The 17,040-nt window shown below is 66.4% G+C and carries 14 protein-coding genes; 9 read left to right on the forward strand and 5 right to left on the reverse strand.

What is annotated here, in order from left to right; genetic code table 11:
* Nucleotides 1-38: 38 nt before the first annotated feature.
* From ugpQ to ugpB, 5 genes are all read right to left on the reverse strand, one after another.
* On the reverse strand, nucleotides 39-797 hold the full coding sequence (ugpQ, locus tag VAR608DRAFT_RS21645; RefSeq protein ID WP_088955934.1) for a glycerophosphodiester phosphodiesterase: 759 nt from the start codon (nucleotides 795-797) through the stop codon (nucleotides 39-41).
* Nucleotides 794-1,801, reverse strand: a complete 1,008-nt coding sequence (gene ugpC, locus VAR608DRAFT_RS21650; RefSeq protein ID WP_088955935.1) for a sn-glycerol-3-phosphate ABC transporter ATP-binding protein UgpC — start codon at nucleotides 1,799-1,801, stop codon at nucleotides 794-796. The genes ugpQ and ugpC overlap by 4 nt, the downstream gene beginning before the upstream one ends.
* A 31-nt stretch (nucleotides 1,802-1,832) precedes the next feature.
* The gene (gene ugpE, locus VAR608DRAFT_RS21655) at nucleotides 1,833-2,690 is read right to left on the reverse strand and encodes a sn-glycerol-3-phosphate ABC transporter permease UgpE (protein WP_088955936.1); all 858 of its coding nucleotides are present in this window, start codon (nucleotides 2,688-2,690) and stop codon (nucleotides 1,833-1,835) included.
* A gap of 1 nt (nucleotide 2,691) precedes the next feature.
* Nucleotides 2,692-3,573: a sn-glycerol-3-phosphate ABC transporter permease UgpA gene (gene ugpA, locus VAR608DRAFT_RS21660; protein ID WP_088955937.1), complete on the reverse strand. Its 882-nt coding sequence runs from the start codon at nucleotides 3,571-3,573 to the stop codon at nucleotides 2,692-2,694.
* 223 nt (nucleotides 3,574-3,796) lie between these two features.
* Nucleotides 3,797-5,107 (reverse strand): sn-glycerol-3-phosphate ABC transporter substrate-binding protein UgpB, encoded by a 1,311-nt coding sequence (gene ugpB / locus VAR608DRAFT_RS21665; protein ID WP_088955938.1) that lies wholly within the window; start codon nucleotides 5,105-5,107, stop codon nucleotides 3,797-3,799.
* 192 nt (nucleotides 5,108-5,299) lie between these two features.
* Between ugpB and serA the strand changes: the two genes are divergently transcribed.
* The 9 genes from serA to VAR608DRAFT_RS21710 all read left to right on the forward strand — a co-directional run bounded on the left by serA (nucleotide 5,300) and on the right by VAR608DRAFT_RS21710 (nucleotide 16,978).
* Nucleotides 5,300-6,529 carry a phosphoglycerate dehydrogenase gene (gene serA, locus VAR608DRAFT_RS21670; protein ID WP_088955939.1) on the forward strand — a complete coding sequence of 410 codons (1,230 nt, stop codon included), beginning with the start codon at nucleotides 5,300-5,302 and terminating at the stop codon, nucleotides 6,527-6,529.
* Between the two features lie 93 nt (nucleotides 6,530-6,622).
* A complete protein-coding gene (locus tag VAR608DRAFT_RS21675) occupies nucleotides 6,623-10,513 on the forward strand; it encodes a DUF3683 domain-containing protein (protein ID WP_088955940.1) in 3,891 nt (1,296 codons plus the stop codon).
* A gap of 11 nt (nucleotides 10,514-10,524) precedes the next feature.
* Nucleotides 10,525-10,965: an HIT family protein gene (locus VAR608DRAFT_RS21680; RefSeq protein WP_088958901.1), complete on the forward strand. Its 441-nt coding sequence runs from the start codon at nucleotides 10,525-10,527 to the stop codon at nucleotides 10,963-10,965.
* Complete coding sequence (locus VAR608DRAFT_RS21685) at nucleotides 10,965-11,378, forward strand: gamma-butyrobetaine hydroxylase-like domain-containing protein (protein ID WP_088955941.1); 414 nt, start codon at nucleotides 10,965-10,967, stop codon at nucleotides 11,376-11,378. The genes VAR608DRAFT_RS21680 and VAR608DRAFT_RS21685 overlap by 1 nt, the downstream gene beginning before the upstream one ends.
* A gap of 74 nt (nucleotides 11,379-11,452) precedes the next feature.
* Nucleotides 11,453-12,184 carry a bifunctional demethylmenaquinone methyltransferase/2-methoxy-6-polyprenyl-1,4-benzoquinol methylase UbiE gene (gene ubiE, locus VAR608DRAFT_RS21690; protein ID WP_088955942.1) on the forward strand — a complete coding sequence of 244 codons (732 nt, stop codon included), beginning with the start codon at nucleotides 11,453-11,455 and terminating at the stop codon, nucleotides 12,182-12,184.
* A 34-nt stretch (nucleotides 12,185-12,218) separates the two neighbouring features.
* Nucleotides 12,219-13,259: a Tim44 domain-containing protein gene (locus tag VAR608DRAFT_RS21695; RefSeq protein ID WP_088955943.1), complete on the forward strand. Its 1,041-nt coding sequence runs from the start codon at nucleotides 12,219-12,221 to the stop codon at nucleotides 13,257-13,259.
* A 138-nt stretch (nucleotides 13,260-13,397) separates the two neighbouring features.
* On the forward strand, nucleotides 13,398-13,952 hold the full coding sequence (locus tag VAR608DRAFT_RS21700; RefSeq protein WP_088955944.1) for a ubiquinone biosynthesis accessory factor UbiJ: 555 nt from the start codon (nucleotides 13,398-13,400) through the stop codon (nucleotides 13,950-13,952).
* On the forward strand, nucleotides 13,949-15,514 hold the full coding sequence (gene ubiB / locus VAR608DRAFT_RS21705; RefSeq protein ID WP_088955945.1) for a ubiquinone biosynthesis regulatory protein kinase UbiB: 1,566 nt from the start codon (nucleotides 13,949-13,951) through the stop codon (nucleotides 15,512-15,514). Before VAR608DRAFT_RS21700 ends, ubiB begins: the two co-directional genes overlap by 4 nt.
* Nucleotides 15,515-15,529: 15 nt before the next feature.
* Nucleotides 15,530-16,978: a sodium:solute symporter family protein gene (locus tag VAR608DRAFT_RS21710; protein ID WP_088955946.1), complete on the forward strand. Its 1,449-nt coding sequence runs from the start codon at nucleotides 15,530-15,532 to the stop codon at nucleotides 16,976-16,978.
* Nucleotides 16,979-17,040: the final 62 nt, after the last annotated feature.

Below are 17,040 nucleotides of genomic sequence, written 5' to 3' on the forward strand. Positions count from 1 at the left end.
ACTTCATCATAGAAGGCATCCGCCGCCTGCCGAAAGCGTCAGCCGGCCGGGCTGAACCTGTCGACGCGGTCCGTGATGATTCCGTCCGTGCCGAGCGCGGTCAACCGCTCGGCCACCCATTCGTCGTTGACGGTGTAGCTCAGCGCGCGAAGGCCGGCGGCATGCACCTTGGCGACCACCTGCGCATCCCAGAGTGCGTAGTTGCAGACGATCGCCTTGCAACCGAGTTGCAGCGCGGTGTCGAACCAGCCGTCCCACAGGCTGTCGAGCAGCAGGCCGCGCGGCAGCTCGGGCTGCGCCGCCATCGCGCCGCGCAGGGAGTCAGGTTGAAAAGAGGTCAGCAGCGGCGGCGGGAGAGCCCTGTCGGACCACCCCTCGGCCGCATGCCGGGCGACCACCTCGCCGGTCTTGCGTTCGAGGCCCGGGGTCGGCTTGATCTCGACGTTCAGGGCGTGGCGGTTGGCCAGGCAGAAGCGGATGAGGGATTCGAGGCTGGCTAGCGGTTCGCCGGCATAGCGGCGCGAATGCCAGCCGCCGGCATCGAGCCGGGACAGCGCGGACCACGGCTGGTCGCCCGCAACGCCACGCCCATTGCTGGTGCGATCCAGCGTGGTGTCGTGCAGCAGGAAGGGCACGCCGTCGGCGCTCAGCTTGGCATCGCACTCGAACATGCGAAAGCCGTATTCGGCGCCGAGGCGGAAGGCCGCGAGCGTGTTCTCGGGCGCCAGCTTGCCGGCGCCGCGATGCGCAACCCAGCGCGGATAGGGCCAATCGGCCAGTGGCGTGCCGGTATTCATGTCGCGCGTTTGCCGGAGCCGGCGTCGAACCAGTGCAACTTGTCGGGCCGTGCGGCGATCCGCATCGTGTCGCCGGGCACTGGCGCCGGCTGGCTTTCGTCCACACGCATGACGAGCTGCTCTTCGCCGATGCGGCCGTAGATCAGGCGTTCGGCGCCGAGGAGCTCGACCTGTTCGACCTGCACCGACCAGCCGTTCGCATCGAGCATCAGGTGCTCGGGGCGGATGCCCAGGATCGTGCCCGGCCGCACGCCGGGCGCGTGCTTGAGCAGGTTCATCGGCGGCGAGCCGATGAAACTGGCCACGAAGGTGGTCGCCGGGCGTGAATACACCTCTTCCGGCGTCGCGAACTGGTCCATGACGCCGCCGTTCATCACGATGATGCGCTGTGCGAGCGTCATGGCCTCGACCTGGTCGTGCGTCACGAAGAGCGAGGTGATGCCCAGCTCGCGGTGCAGCTTCTGGATTTCGAGGCGGGTTTGCGCGCGCAGCTTGGCGTCGAGGTTGGACAGCGGTTCGTCGAACAGGAAGACCTTCGGCTGGCGCACGATCGCACGGCCCATGGCCACGCGCTGGCGCTGGCCGCCCGAGAGCTGGCGTGGCTTGCGGTCGAGCAGGTGGCCGAGTTCGAGGATCTTCGCGGCCTTGTCCACCCGGATCTTGATCTCGGAGGACGGCACCTTGGCGATCTTCAGGCCGTAGGCCATGTTGTCGAACACCGACATGTGCGGATAGAGCGCGTAGTTCTGGAACACCATCGCGATGTCGCGCTCGGCCGGTTCGAGATTGTTCACCACCCGGTCGCCGATGAGGATGTCGCCCACGCTGATCTCTTCCAGACCCGCGACCATGCGAAGCAGCGTGGACTTGCCACAGCCCGAAGGGCCGACGATGACGATGAATTCGTGGTCCGCGATCTCGGCGCTGACCCCGTGGATGACCTGGTTCGCCTTCGGCCCGTGGCCGTAGCGCTTGATGACGTTGCGAAGCGAGAGGGATGCCATGTTCTGTTCTGTTTCTTCGGGTCGGAAAGGGTCACTTCTCGGTATCCACGAGTCCCTTGACGAACCACTTCTGCATGAGGACCACCACCAACGCAGGCGGCAGCATGGCGAGCAGTGCAGTCGCCATCACGATGTTCCATTCGTTCTGGCTGTCCCCGCCGCCGATCATGCGGCGGATGCCGATCACGATCGGGTACATGTCCTCGCCGGTGGCCGCGAGCAGCGGCCAGAGGTACTGGTTCCAACCGTAGATGAACTGGATGACGAAGAGGGCCGCGATCGATGTCTTCGACAGCGGCACGAGCACGTCCCAGAAGAAGCGCATCGGTCCGGCGCCGTCCATGCGGGCCGCTTCGATGAGCTCATCGGGCACGGTGAGGAAGAACTGCCGGAACAGGAAGGTCGCGGTCGCCGAGGCGATCAAGGGGATGGTCAGACCCGAATAGCTGTTGAGCATGCCCAGGTCCGAGACCACCTGGTACGTCGGCCCGATCCGCACTTCGACCGGCAGCATCAGCGTGACGAAGATGGCCCAGAAGCACAGGCTCCTGAGGGGAAAGCGGAAGTACACCACCGCGAAGGCCGACAGCAGCGAGATCGCGATCTTGCCGAAGGTGATGCCCAGCGCCATCACGAGGCTCACCCACATCATGCGCGCGACCGGCGCCGTGGAGCCCGCGCCCGCTCCCCCGGCGCGGCCAAGAAGCGCGGTCTTGTAGGACTCCCAGAGATGTCCGCCCGGCAGCAGCGGCATCGGCCTCTGGACGATTTCCTGCGCAGTGTGGGTCGAGGCGACGAAGGCCAGGTAGATCGGAAAGGCGACGATGAGCACGCCGAGGATCGCGACGGCGTGCGCCAGGATGCCGAGGCTGGGGCGACGTTCGATCATTTCAGTAATTGACTTTCTTCTCGACGTAGCGGAACTGCAGCACCGTGAGCACGATGACGACGGCCATCAGCACCACCGATTGCGCGGCCGAACCCCCGAGGTCCATGCCCTTGAAACCGTCGTGGTAGACCTTGTAGACGAGGATGCGCGTCGCCGTGCCGGGGCCGCCCTGGGTGGCGGCATCGACGATCGCGAAGGTCTCGAAGAAGGCGTAGACGACATTCATCACCAGCAGGAAGAAGGTGGTCGGCGACAAGAGCGGAAACTGCACCGTCCAGAAGCGCCGCCAGGGTCGCGCGCCGTCGATGGCCGCCGCCTCGATCAGCGACTTCGGGATCGATTGCAGCCCCGCGAGGAAGAACAGGAAGTTGTAGGAGATCTGCTTCCAGACGGCCGCCATGACGATCAACGCCATGGCGTGCGATCCGCTGAGCAGATGGTTCCAGTCGAAGCCGAGCTTGCCGAGCCCGTAGGCGACCACGCCGAGCGAAGGCGAGAACATGAAGACCCACAGCACCGCGGCCACGACGGGCGCGACGGCGTAGGGCAGGATGAGGAGCGTCTTGTAGATCATCGCGCCGCGCACGATGCGGTCCACGAACACCGCGAGCAGCAGCGACAGCGCGATGCCGATGCCTGCGACCAGGACCGAGAACAGGGCCGTGGTCTCGAAGGACTCGATGTAGCCCGGATCGTTGAACAGGTCCCGGAAATTCTGCAGGCCCACCCATTCGGTCGAAGCGCCGAAGGCGTCCTGCATCTGCATCGATTGCACGAGCGCCTGGCCGGCGGGCCAGAAGAAGAACACGCCGATGACGATCAACTGCGGCGCGAGCAGCGCCCAAGGCAGCCAGCCCGAGCGGAAGACAACGCGTTTTTCCATGAACCCCTCAAGAAGAAACCCCGCCAGTCACCCGGCGGGGCAGCGAGTCTAACTGCGCCCCAGTCAGCGGCCTATCGGCAGGCACCCCTCCCCGCCTGGCGGGGAGGGCAGGGTGGGGTGCCATCCTGTGCCCGAAGGGCTGCAAGGGCCCCAGCCCTTGTCAGCCCGCTCGGCGGGGAGGGCAGGGTGGGGTGCGAACAGTGCCGCCTTGGCGAAAAAGGCGTCAGCCTTTATTCGCTTTCTGGAACCGCTCAAGCTGCTCGTTGCCGCGATTCACGATGGCGTCCAGCGCCTCCTTGGGGGTCTTCTTGCCGTTCCAGACCTGTTCGAGTTCCTCGTCCTCGATCGTGCGGATCTGCACGTAGTTGCCCAGGCGGACGCCGCGGCTCTTGTCCGTCACCTTGCGGATCATCTGCGTCACCGCCACATCGGTGCCGGGGTTCTGCTTGTAGAAGCCGGACTCCTCGGTGAGCTGGTAGGCCGCGGTGGTGATGGGCAGGTAGCCGGTGCGCTTGTGGCTGGCGGACTGCACTTCGGGCTTCGAGATGAACTTGAAGAACTCGGCAATGCCCTTGTACTCGTCCGGCTTCTTGCCCGCCATCACCCAGAGGCTGGCGCCGCCGATCACGGTGTTCTGCGGCGCACCCGGCACGTCGGGGTAGTAGGGCAGCGGCGCGACGGCATAGGCGAACTTCGCGTTCTTGGCGACGTTGCCGTAGAAGCCCGACGAGGTGTTGATCATGGCGCATTCGCCGGAGATGAACGTGGCCTCGGGGATGTTGGAGCGGCCCTTGTAGACAAAGAGCCCCTGCTTGGCCATGTTCGCGAGGTTCTCGATGTGGCGCACGTGCAGCGGCGAGTTCACCTTCAGGCGGGCGTCCATGCCCGTGAGGCCGTTGTTCTTCGAGGCGAACTCGACGTTGTGCCACGCGGAGAAGCTCTCCAACTGGGTCCAGTTCTGCCATGCCGTCGTGAACGGGCACTTGTGGCCGCTGGCCTTCAGCTTGGCCGCCGCGGCAACCACTTCAGGCCAGGTCGACGGCGCCTTGTTCGGGTCCAGGCCGGCGGCCTTGAACGCGTCCTTGTTGTAGTAGAAGACCGTGGTCGAGCTGTTGAACGGGAAGCTCAGCATCTGGCCGTTGGGGGCCGTGTAGTAGGCGGCGACGGCGGGGATGTACACGCTCGGATCGAACTTCTGGCCCGCGTCCTGCATGACCTTGGCCACGGGGATGATGGCGCCCTTGCTCGCCATCATCGTCGCGGTGCCCACCTCGAACACCTGCAGGATGTGCGGCGCGTTGCCGGCGCGGAAGGCCGCGATCGCGGCGGTCATCGACTCGTCGTACTGGCCCTTGAAGACGGGCACCACCTTGTATTCCTTCTGGCTCTCGTTGAACTGCCTGGCCAGATCGTTGACCCACTCGTTGTTGACGGCGGTCATGGAATGCCACCATTGGATCTCGGTCTGTGCCAGCGCGGACGTGGAAATCGTTGCGGCGAGCGCCGAGGCCAAGGCGAGCGTTTTGAATCGCATGAAGACTCCTCTGGGGGAAAAGAGAAACGCGAATGCTAGGGTTCGCGTATGACACGACAGCGTCACAATATTTTTCAAGCGGTGCGGAGTGTGCACCAACGGGGGAAACCCTTTTTGGGTGCAACAGCCATGACGCCTGCATGCTGCGGCGCACCATGCTAGCATCGCCCTCCCTTTTTTCGGCCCTGCCTCATGAGCAAGACCTCCCTCGAGAAAAGCAAGATCAAGTTCCTCCTGCTCGAAGGTATCCATCCTTCGGCGATCGAGGTGTTGAATGCCGCCGGCTACACCAACGTCGAGGCGCTCCCCGGCGCCTTGCCGGACGCGGAGCTCAGGGCCCGCATCGCCGACGTGCACTTCCTCGGCATCCGATCGCGCACGCAGCTGACGGCGCAAGTGTTCGCCGCCGCCCAGAAGCTCGTGGCGGTGGGCGCCTTCTGCATCGGCACCAACCAGATCGATCTCGATGCGGCGCGCGAGCATGGCGTCGTCGTCTTCAACGCGCCTTTCTCCAACACCCGTTCGGTGGCCGAGCTCGTGCTGGCGGAAGCCATCCTGCTGCTGCGCGGCGTGCCCGAGAAGAGCGCCGTCGCGCACCGCGGGGGCTGGCTCAAGTCGGCCGAGAACGCCTTCGAAATCCGCGGCAAGACGCTCGGCATCGTCGGCTACGGCTCGATCGGCGCGCAGCTCTCGGTGCTGGCCGAGGCGCTGGGCATGCAGGTCGTCTTCTTCGACGTCGTGACCAAGCTGCCGTTGGGCAACGCACGGCAGGTGAGGGACCTGGACGAGCTTCTCTCGCTCGCCGACATCGTGAGCCTGCACGTGCCCGAGACGCCGGCGACGCAATGGATGATCGGCGCGGCCCAGATCGCCGCGATGAAGCCGGGCGCGATCCTGATCAACGCCTCGCGCGGCACCGTGGTCGAGATCGAGCCGCTGGCCGCCGCGCTGAAGGAGCGCAAGCTGCTGGGCGCCGCGGTCGATGTGTTCCCTGTCGAGCCGCGCAGCAACAAGGACGAGTTCCAGTCGCCGCTGCGCGGGCTGGACAACGTGATCCTGACGCCGCACATCGGCGGCTCGACCATGGAGGCGCAGGCCAACATCGGGCTCGAAGTGGCCGAGAAGCTGGTCAAGTACAGCGACAACGGCACCTCGACCTCGTCGGTCAACTTCCCCGAGGTGGCGCTGCCGGCGCACCCGGGCAAGCACCGGCTGCTGCACATCCACCGCAACGTGCCGGGGGTGCTGTCGGAGATCAACCGGATCTTTTCCGACAACAACATCAACATTGCGTCGCAGTACCTGCAGACCAACGAGAAGGTCGGCTACGTCGTGACCGACATCGATGCGGCATCGTCCGACCTTGCGCTGGAGAAGCTCGCCAAGGTCCCGGGAACCATCCGGAGCCGGGTCCTCTTCTGACCCGGCTGCAGGTCCTTTGGGGCTGTCTTAAAATCCGTGCCCCTGGTTCAGGGGCGCGCAGCGCCCGACCGAGGCCCAACCCTTGACGCCCAGATGAATGCTCCGACCGCCCTGACGGCGTTGTTGTCGCAGGCCGCAGAGCCTGTGCGATTGCGTGAGATCCCCTACAACTACACCAGCTTCTCCGATCGCGAGATCGTGATCCGCCTGCTCGGCGAACGGGGCTGGGAACTGCTGCAGACCCTGCGCTCCGAGCGCCGCACCGGCCGCTCGGCCCGCATGCTCTACGAGGTGCTGGGCGACATCTGGGTGGTGCAGCGCAACCCCTACCTGGTCGACGACCTGCTGGACAACCCGCGCCGGCGCGGCCAGCTGGTGGACGCGCTCAACCATCGCCTGTCCGAAGTGCAGAAGCGCCGCACGCCCGCCAGCGATCCGCAGCGCGACGCGCTGGTGGGCGAGCTGGTCGAGCTCGTCGCCAGGGCCATTGCCGCCTTCGACACCCTGTTCCGCGACGTCGCGGCCCTGCGGCGCAAGGCCACGCGCCTGCTCCGCCGGCTGACCGCCAAGGACAACATCAAGTTCGACGCGCTCTCGCGCGTGTCGCACGTGACCGACGCGACCGACTGGCGGGTCGAATACCCGTTCGTCGTGCTCACACCCGATACCGAGGCCGAGATGGCCGGCCTGGTCAAGGGCTGCATCGAGCTCGGCCTGACCATCATTCCGCGCGGCGGCGGCACCGGCTACACCGGCGGCGCGATTCCGCTGACCTGGAACAGCGTGGTCATCAATACCGAGAAGCTCGAGGCGATGACCGAAGTCGAGATGCGCTCGCTGCCGGGCCTCGCGGCACCGGTGCCGACGATCTGGACCGAAGCCGGCGTCGTCACGCAGCGCGTGGCCGATGCGGCCGAGCGCGCGGGCTTCGTCTTCGCGGTCGATCCCACCTCCGCCGAGGCCTCCTGCGTGGGCGGCAACGTCGCGATGAACGCGGGCGGCAAGAAGGCCGTGCTCTGGGGCACGGCGCTCGACAACCTCGCCTCGTGGCGCATGGTGACGCCAGAGGCCGAATGGCTCGAAGTCACGCGCGTCGGCCACAACCTCGGCAAGATCCACGACGCCGAAAGCGCGGTCTTCGAACTGCAGTACTTCGCGGCCGACGGCAAGACCGCGCTGCGCACTGCACGGCTGGAAATCCCCGGCAAGACCTTCCGCAAGGAAGGCCTCGGCAAGGACGTGACCGACAAGTTCCTCTCGGGCCTGCCGGGCATCCAGAAGGAAGGCTGCGACGGCCTGATCACCAGCGCCCGCTGGGTGGTGCACCGCATGCCGGCCCACACCCGCACCGTCTGTCTCGAGTTCTTCGGCAACGCCAAGGACGCGGTGCCGAGCATCGTCGAGATCAAGGACTTCATGTTCGCCGAACAGAAGCGATCGGGTGTGCTGCTGGCCGGGCTGGAGCATCTCGACGACCGCTACCTCAAGGCGGTTGGGTACGCGACCAAGTCCAAGCGCCATGGCGGCGGCCTGCCGAAGATGGTGCTCTTCGGCGACATCGCCGGCGACGATGCCGACGCGGTGGCGCGTGTCACGTCGGAAGTGGTGCGCATCGCCAACTCGCGCAGCGGCGAGGGCTTCATCGCCATCAGCCCCGAGGCGCGCAAGAAGTTCTGGCTCGACCGCAAGCGCACCGCCGCGATCAGCCGCCACACCAACGCCTTCAAGATCAACGAGGACGTGGTGATCCCGCTGCCGCGCATGGCCGAGTACACCGACGGCATCGAGCGCATCAACATCGAGCTGTCGCTGCGCAACAAGATCGCGCTCGCCGACGAGCTCGAAGCGTTCCTCGCGCGCGGCAACCTGCCGCTGGGCAAGAGCGACGACGCGAACGACATCCCCACGGCCGAGCTGCTGGAAGACCGCGTGGCGCAGGCGGTGGCACTCGTGGCCGAGATTCGCACGCTGTGGCAGGGCTGGCTCGCCGACGTCGACACGCTGTTCCCGCAGCTGCAGGACCACTCGCTGCGCGCGAGCTGGAAGACGCAGATCCGCGCGCCGCTGGCGACGATCTTCACCGGTGGCGAGTTCGCGCCGATCCTGGCCGAGTGCAACGCCATCCACAAGCGCGTGCTGAAGGGCCGCGTCTGGGTCGCCCTGCACATGCATGCCGGCGACGGCAACGTGCATACGAACATCCCGGTCAACAGCGACAACTACGAGATGCTGCAGACGGCGCATCAGGCCGTCGGGCGCATCATGGAGCTGGCGCGCAGCCTCGACGGCGTGATTTCCGGCGAGCACGGCATCGGCATCACCAAGCTCGAATTCCTGAGCGAAGACGAACTGCAGCCCTTTGCGGACTACAAGCGCCGGGTCGATCCGGAAGGCCGCTTCAACAAGGGCAAGCTCTTGCGCGACAACGCGGGCTTCGCGCAGGGCGGCCGCGCGCTGCATGCCGACCTGACCAATGCCTACACGCCGAGCTTCGGCCTCATGGGGCACGAGTCGATCATCATGCAGCAGAGCGACATCGGCGCCATCGCCGACAGCGTCAAGGACTGCCTGCGCTGCGGCAAGTGCAAGCCGGTGTGCGCCACGCACGTGCCGCGCGCCAACCTGCTCTATTCGCCGCGCAACAAGATCCTCGCGACCTCGCTGCTGGTCGAGGCCTTCCTCTACGAGGAGCAGACGCGGCGCGGCGTGAGCATCAAGCACTGGGAAGAGTTCGAGGATGTGGCCGACCACTGCACGGTCTGCCACAAGTGCCTGACGCCGTGCCCCGTGAAGATCGACTTCGGCGACGTGTCGATGAACATGCGCAACCTGCTGCGCAAGATGGGGCAGAAGTCCTTCCGGCCGGGCAACGCGGCGGCGATGTTCTTCCTCAACGCCACCAACCCGCAGACCATCAAGGCGATGCGCACCGGCATGGTCGACATCGGCTTCAAGGCGCAGCGTTTCGCCAACGACCTGCTGCGCGGGCTGGCGAAGAAGCAGACCGCGGCGCCGCCGGCCACGCTGGGCCCTGCGCCGGTCAAGGAGCAGGTGATCCACTTCATCAACAAGAAGATGCCCGGCGGATTGCCCAAGAAGACGGCCCGTGCGCTGCTCGACATCGAGGACGCCGACTACGTGCCGATCATCCGCGACCCGAAGGCGACCACGCCCGAGACCGAGGCGGTGTTCTACTTCCCGGGCTGCGGCTCGGAGCGGCTCTTCTCGCAGGTGGGCCTCGCCACCCAGGCCATGCTGTGGCATGCCGGTGTGCAGACGGTGCTGCCGCCGGGCTATCTGTGCTGCGGCTATCCGCAGCGCGGCAGCGGCCAGTACGACAAGGCCGAGAAGATGATCACCGACAACCGGGTGCTCTTCCACCGCGTCGCCAATACGCTCAACTACCTCGACATCAAGACCGTGGTGGTGAGCTGCGGCACCTGCTACGACCAGCTCCAGGGCTACCAGTTCGACAAGATCTTCCCGGGCTGCCGCATCGTCGACATCCACGAGTACCTGCTCGAAAAGGGCATCATGCTGGGCGAGGCGGGCGGTGCGGGCTACCTCTACCACGACCCCTGCCACACGCCGATGAAGCTGCAGGACCCGATGAAGACGGTGAAGGCGCTGGTCGGCGACAACGTGCTCAAGAGCGACCGCTGCTGCGGCGAATCGGGCACGCTCGGCGTGACGCGGCCGGACATCTCCACGCAGATCCGCTTCCGCAAGGAGGAGGAACTGCAGAAGGGCGAATCCGCGTTGCGCGCGTCCGGCAAGGTCGCGCCCGAAGGCAACATCAAGATCCTCACCAGCTGCCCGAGCTGCCTGCAGGGCCTGAGCCGCTACGGCAACGACCTGAGCAACGGCCTGCTCGAAGCCGACTACATCGTGGTCGAGATGGCCAGCAGGATCCTCGGCGAGAACTGGATGCCCGACTACGTGGCCGCCGCGAACCAGGGCGGCATCGAGCGCGTGCTGGTGTGAGCGCCGCGCTGATGAACCGCGTCGAAGGCTGCCCCCTGTGCGACGAGACCGGCGGAAGGCTGGTCCACGATGCGGCGAAGTTCCGCGTGATCCATGCGGCGGAAGCGGGCTTTCCCGCGTTCTATCGTGTGGTCTGGAAGGCGCATGTCGCGGAGTGGTCCGAGCTTTCGGCGGAGGATCGCGGCCTTTGCATGGAGGCCGTCGCCATCGTCGAGCAATGCCTGCGCGATGCGCTGGCGCCGGTCAAGATCAATCTCGCGGCGCTCGGCAACATGGTGCCGCATCTTCACTGGCACGTGATCGCGCGCTTCGACTGGGACACGCGCTTCCCTCAGCCGGTGTGGGCGCCCGCGCAGCGCGAACGAGATATCGGGCGCGAATCCGCCATCGAGCAGGCGCTGCCCGCGGTGGAGCGCGACATGATCCGGCGCCTTTCGAGCAGGAGTTTCTGATGGCAGGTTTGCAGGCAGGCGCTCCGACGCCGCAATCGATCACGGTGCACAGCCTTTCGCGCGTGCTGGAGATCGGCTTTTCCGACGGCGCGGTCTTCAGGATCCCCTTCGAGCTGATGCGCATCTATTCGCCCTCGGCGGAAGTGCAGGGCCACGGCCCGGGGCAGGAAATCCTCCAGACCGGCAAGCGCGACGTCGACCTGCTGGACCTTCAGCCCGTCGGCAACTATGCGGTGCAGCCCACCTTCAGCGACGGCCACGCGAGCGGCATCTTTTCGTGGGACCTGCTCTACGACCTCGGCGCACGCCAGAACGAACTGTGGGCCGAGTATGAAAAGCGCCTCGCTGCCGCGGGTGTCGATCGCGACGCACCGATGCCCGAGAAGGGCGGGCACGCCTGTGGCAGCCACTGATGCAGTGAGAAATGCCCGGTGTCCCCACGGGGTCGTCGGCGCAGAGTGAACGCTTCCGGCCTAACATCGGCAGGATGAGTACCACCCACTTCGGATTCCAATCGGTCGACGAGAGCGACAAGGCACGGCGCGTGCGCGGCGTGTTCGACTCGGTCGCCTCGCGCTACGACCTCATGAACGACCTCATGTCCATGGGCCTTCACCGGGCATGGAAGGCCTACACCGTCATGGTGGCGAACGTGAGCGAAGGCTCGAAGGTGCTCGACATCGCGGGCGGCACCGGCGACCTCGCCCTGGCCTTCGCGAAGAAGGTCGGCGCTACGGGCCAGGTCGTCCACACCGACATCAACGAGGCCATGCTGCGCACCGGTCGCGACCGCCTGCTGGATGCGGGCGTCGTGCTGCCCACCATGGTCTGCGATGCCGAGAAACTCCCGTTCCCCGACAACCATTTCGATGTCGTCACGGTCGCCTTCGGCCTGCGCAACATGACCCACAAGGACGCCGCGCTCAAGGAGATGAACCGCGTGCTGAAAGCGCACGGCAAGCTGCTCGTGCTCGAGTTCTCGAAGGTCGCCAAGCCGCTGGAGAAGGTCTACGACTGGTATTCGTTCAGTGTCCTGCCGCGCCTGGGCAAGGTGGTCGCGGGCGACGATGCGAGCTATCGCTATCTCGCGGAGTCGATCCGCATGCATCCGGGCCAGGAAGAACTCAAGACCCTCATGAAGGAGGGCGGTTTCGGGCATGTGGACTATCACAACATGACCGGCGGCGTCGTCGCGCTGCATGTTGGAATCAAGTGCTGAACCTGAGATGTTTGTTGGCCGTAGAGGAGACGTCATGAAGAATTTGTGGTCCGTCATGCTGGTGTGTGCGCTGGCCGTCGTGAGCATCGACGCCGACGCCGCACGCCTGGGTGGCGGGAAGTCGTTCGGCAAGCAGTCGAGCAATGTGACCCAGCGCCAGGCGACACCGCCGGCGGCGCCCGCACAGCCCGGCGCACCCGCCCAGAGCGCGAACGACACCGCGACGAAGCCGGCGCCGGCTGCGCCGCAAACCGCGCCCGCAGCCCCCAAGCGTCCGTGGGCCGGCATCCTCGGCGGCCTGGCCGCGGGCCTGGGCCTCGCGTGGCTTGCCAACTCCCTCGGCCTTGGCGCCGCCTTCGGCAACGTTCTGCTGATGATCCTGCTGGCGCTGGCCGCGGTGGCCGTGTGGCGCATCTTTGCCTCGCGTTCGCGCGGCGCATCGGCACCGCGCACCGGCGGCTTCGCGTTCCAGGGCGCCGGCAATCCGGCCGATGCCACGGCACCGGCGCAGTACAGCCCCAAGAACGTCGGCAACGATGCCTCGGCCCGGCCGTGGGAGCGCAATCAGTTGCCCTTCGATTCGACCCCTGCCAAGCAGCCCGACCACCCGGCCGGTTCGTCGATGGCGGGCGCCGCCGCCGCGGGCGGCAGCATGATCGGCTCGGCCCTGGTCGGATCGCAGTCCTGGGGCATCCCGGCGGGCTTCGACACCGATGGCTTCCTCGCCGCCGCGAAGCGCAACTTCGTCACCCTGCAGGACGCCTGGGATCGCGCCGACATCGGCACGCTGCGATCGATGATGACCGACGAGATGGTCGGCGAGATCCGCCAGCAGCTGGCCGAGCGCGAGACCCACACCGGCGGCCAGCCGAACAAGACCGAGGTCGTGATGCTCGACGCGAAGCTCCTGGGCATCGAGGAACTGCCCGACGCCTATCTGGCGAGCGTCGAGTTCTCCGGCATGATCCGCGAGGACGTTTCCAACGGCCCGAGCCCGTTCCGCGAAGTCTGGAACATGACCAAGCCCACCGGCGGCGGCGGCTGGCTGGTGGCAGGCGTCCAAGCATTGCAATAGACGGATGCGGCCGGCGTAGCCAGGTCCGTTGGTGAAACACCGCGGAACCGGCTCCGCCGGGCCGCTGGTGTTGCCCCCGGCAGGGGGTTGGCGGCCACACGAAGTGGGCAAGCCTGGGGGCGAGCTGATAATCGGGACATGGTTACACCATCGTCCCCTTTTTCGTTTCTAGACGATCTCTTCAATCGCGTCGGCAGCCGGCTGCAGCCGCCGGACTGGGCGATCCGCGAAATCCAGCACCGGACGGTGCTGTTCCTGAACCACGTCCTGCAACAGGAGCCCGAGGCGCAGCAGCGGCTGATGCGCCAGCAGGGCCGGGTGGCGCTTTTCCAATGGCGCTTCGTGACCATGAAGTTCGTCGCGACGCCTGCCGGTCTGCTGGACCTCGCCCCCGAGGGCCCCGAACCCGAGCTCACCCTGACCGTCACGGAGGAATCGCCCTTCGGCCTGGCCCGGGCCGCATTCAGCGGTGAGAAGCCGGCGGTGCGCATCGAGGGCGACGTGCAGCTGGCGGCGGAAGTCAACTGGCTCGTCGACCATGTTCGATGGGATGTCGAGGACGACCTCGCCCGCCTGATCGGCGATGTGCCGGCGCACACGATCGCGACCGGCGCACGCCGGGTGGTGGAGGCGTTGCGCCGCTTTGTCGGCGAGCGTTCCGGCAAGGGCGGCGGCTCCGCGGGCGCCGAATGAGGCGCATCTATCGCGGCATCTTCATCGTCTGGGTCGCGCTGCGCTACGGCCTCGACGAACTCGTCCTCACGAGCCTGCAGAAGCCCTGGCTTCGCGTGGTGGCACGGATCGTCTCGTTCGGCCGCAATCTCGATGCCCCGCGCGGCCAGCGCCTGCGCGAAGCCCTGGAGCGGCTCGGGCCGATCTTCGTCAAGTTCGGCCAGGTGCTGTCGACGCGCCGCGACCTGCTGCCGCCCGACATCGCCGACGAGCTGGCGTGGCTGCAGGACCGGGTGCCGCCCTTCCCGTCGAAGGTGGCCATCGCGACCATCGAGCGCGCCTTCCGGCGGCCCGTGGGCGAGATCTTCGAGGAGTTCGACGAGACGCCGGTGGCCAGCGCCTCGATCGCGCAGGTGCACTTCGCCACCTTGCGCGTGCCCGACGGCACCGTGCGGGAGGTCGCGGTCAAGGTGCTGCGGCCGGGCATGCGCGACGTCATCGAGAAGGACCTCGCGCTCATGGCCGTGATGGCGCGGTGGGTCGAGAACCTCTCCGCCGACGGCAAGCGGCTGAAGCCGCGCGAAGTGGTCGCCGAATTCGACAAGTACCTGCACGACGAGCTCGACCTGGTGCGCGAGGCGGCCAACGCGGCCCAGCTTCGCCGCAACATGGACAAGCTAAAGCTGGTGCTGATCCCGGAGATGTTCTGGGACTTCTGCCATCCCGAAGTGATCGTGATGGAGCGCATGAAGGGCGTGCCGATCGCGCAGCTCGACCGCCTGCGCGCGGCCGGCGTCGATATCCCGAAGCTCGCGCGCGACGGCGTCACGATCTTCTTCACGCAGGTCTTCCGCGACGGCTTCTTCCATGCCGACATGCACCCGGGCAACATCCAGGTGAGCCTGGAGCCCGAGACCTTCGGTCGCTACGTGTCGCTGGACTTCGGGATCATCGGCACGCTGACCGAGTCCGACAAGGAATACCTCGCGCAGAACTTCGTGGCCTTCTTCCGGCGCGACTACAAGCGCGTGGCCGAGCTGCACCTGGAAAGCGGCTGGGTGCCGCTGGGCACCCGCATCGACGAGCTCGAAGCGGCGATCCGCACGGTCTGCGAACCCTACTTCGACCGGCCGCTCAAGGAGATCTCGCTCGGCATGGTGCTGATGCGGCTGTTCCAGACCTCGCGCCGCTTCCACGTCGAGATCCAGCCGCAGCTGGTGCTGCTGCAGAAGACGCTGCTCAACATCGAGGGGCTGGGCCGGCAGCTCGACCCCGATCTGGACCTCTGGAACACCGCCAAGCCGTTCCTCGAGAAGTGGATGAGCGAGCAGATCGGCCCGCGCAAGCTGTTCGAGCAATTGCGCGCCGAAGCGCCGCGGTACGCAAAATTGCTGCCCCAGCTGCCGCGCCTGATGCACGATTTCCTGGAGAATCGCCCCGCCGACCACCGGCGCGAACTGCTGGAGCTCTTGGCCGCCCAGAAGCGGACCAACCGGCTCCTGCAGGCGATCATCTACGGTGGCATGGGTTTTGTATTGGGATTGCTTGCGATGCAGGTGCTGGTGCGCGTGCGTCTTTTCTGACTTGGAGAATTTGCCTTGTTGTTGACCCTGGTCATCGCCTACCTGCTCGTCACCATCGCCATCGGCCTGTATGCGGCCAAGCGGGTGAAGAACACCACCGACTTCGCGATCGCGGGGCGCCACCTGCCGCTGTACATGATCGTGACCACCACCTTCGCGACGTGGTTCGGGTCGGAAACGGTGCTCGGCATTCCGGCCAAGTTCATCGAGGGCGGCCTGAATGCGGTGGTCGAGGACCCCTTCGGCGCCGGCACCTGCCTGATCCTGGTCGGCCTGTTCTTCGCCGGCAAGCTCTATCGCATGACGCTGCTGACCATCAGCGACTACTACCGCGAGCGCTACGGCCGGTTCATCGAGATCGCCTGCTCGCTGATCATCATGCTGAGCTACCTCGGATGGGTGTCGGCGCAGGTCACGGCGCTGGGGCTGGTGTTCAACGTGCTGTCGGGCGGCGCGATCGGGGTGTCGATGGGCATGGTGATCGGCGTCGTGTCGATCCTGGCCTATACGCTCTTCGGCGGCATGTGGTCCGTGGCCGTGACCGACTTCATCCAGATGATCATCCTCGTGCTGGGCCTGGCCGTGATCGCGGTCTTCGCCGGCAACATGGCCGGCGGTGCCGAGAAGGTGGTCGGCTTCGCGGTGAGCCGCGACCTGTTCAAGTTCTGGCCCGAGCCGACCCTCAAGGACATGATCTTCTTCTTCGCGGCCGCGATCACCATGATGCTGGGCTCGATCCCGCAGCAGGACGTGTTCCAGCGCGTGATGTCGGCCAACGGGACCCGGGCCGCGACGCTCGGGCCGGTCATCGGCGGCGTGGCCTACATCCTGTTCGCGTTCGTGCCCATGTTCCTGGTGGCGAGCGCGCTCCTGATCATGCCGAGCGAGACCGCGACGCTGCTCAAGGAAGATCCGCAGAAGGTCCTGCCGACGCTGGTGCTCGAGAAGATGCCCTTCGTGATGCAGGTGTTCTTCTTCGGGGCGCTGCTCTCCGCCATCAAGTCCACCGCTTCGGCGACCCTGCTGGCGCCCAGCGTGACCTTCACCGAAAACATCTGGCGCCAGTTCCGCCCCGCGGGCACCGACCGTTCGAACCTCATGACGATGCGCCTCACCGTACTGGTGTTCAGCGTCTGCGTGCTGGCCTACGCGATCCGCATGCAGGGGACGCCGATCTACGAACTGGTGTCCGGCGCCTATCAGGTGCCGCTCGTGGGCGCCTTCGTGCCGCTCGTGTGCGGGCTCTACTGGCGGCGCGCCTCCACCCAGGGCGCCGTGGCCGCGGTGCTGCTCGGCGTCGGCGTGTGGCTGGCGTTCCTGGCGACGTCGTGGAGCACGGTGTTCCCCGCGCAACTGGCGGGCCTGATCGCCTCCTTCGGCGGCATGGTCGTGGGATCGCTGGCGCCGCAATGGGTGGCCAATGCGCGCACGCCGCACCGGCCCCTGGCGGTCGACCTGGCCTGACCGGCGGCGCCCAGCTGGAGGGGCGGCCCCTATAATCGAGGGCTTTGCGAGCGGCCGCCGGC

The sequence above is a fragment of the Variovorax sp. HW608 genome (assembly GCF_900090195.1).
Lineage (GTDB): Bacteria > Pseudomonadota > Gammaproteobacteria > Burkholderiales > Burkholderiaceae_C > Variovorax.

What these genes read in the sequence shown, in the direction of transcription:
- VAR608DRAFT_RS21680 (WP_088958901.1), top strand. Translation starts at nt 10,525, where the DNA reads ATGAACCGCGTCGAAGGCTGCCCCCTGTGCGACGAGACCGGCGGAAGG.
- serA (WP_088955939.1), top strand. Translation starts at nt 5,300, where the DNA reads ATGAGCAAGACCTCCCTCGAGAAAAGCAAGATCAAGTTCCTCCTGCTC.
- ugpE (WP_088955936.1), bottom strand. Translation starts at nt 2,690, where the DNA reads ATGATCGAACGTCGCCCCAGCCTCGGCATCCTGGCGCACGCCGTCGCG.
- VAR608DRAFT_RS21700 (WP_088955944.1), top strand. Translation starts at nt 13,398, where the DNA reads ATGGTTACACCATCGTCCCCTTTTTCGTTTCTAGACGATCTCTTCAAT.
- ugpQ (WP_088955934.1), bottom strand. Translation starts at nt 797, where the DNA reads ATGAATACCGGCACGCCACTGGCCGATTGGCCCTATCCGCGCTGGGTT.
- ugpA (WP_088955937.1), bottom strand. Translation starts at nt 3,573, where the DNA reads ATGGAAAAACGCGTTGTCTTCCGCTCGGGCTGGCTGCCTTGGGCGCTG.
- ugpC (WP_088955935.1), bottom strand. Translation starts at nt 1,801, where the DNA reads ATGGCATCCCTCTCGCTTCGCAACGTCATCAAGCGCTACGGCCACGGG.
- VAR608DRAFT_RS21685 (WP_088955941.1), top strand. Translation starts at nt 10,965, where the DNA reads ATGGCAGGTTTGCAGGCAGGCGCTCCGACGCCGCAATCGATCACGGTG.
- VAR608DRAFT_RS21675 (WP_088955940.1), top strand. Translation starts at nt 6,623, where the DNA reads ATGAATGCTCCGACCGCCCTGACGGCGTTGTTGTCGCAGGCCGCAGAG.
- ugpB (WP_088955938.1), bottom strand. Translation starts at nt 5,107, where the DNA reads ATGCGATTCAAAACGCTCGCCTTGGCCTCGGCGCTCGCCGCAACGATT.
- ubiB (WP_088955945.1), top strand. Translation starts at nt 13,949, where the DNA reads ATGAGGCGCATCTATCGCGGCATCTTCATCGTCTGGGTCGCGCTGCGC.
- ubiE (WP_088955942.1), top strand. Translation starts at nt 11,453, where the DNA reads ATGAGTACCACCCACTTCGGATTCCAATCGGTCGACGAGAGCGACAAG.
- VAR608DRAFT_RS21695 (WP_088955943.1), top strand. Translation starts at nt 12,219, where the DNA reads ATGAAGAATTTGTGGTCCGTCATGCTGGTGTGTGCGCTGGCCGTCGTG.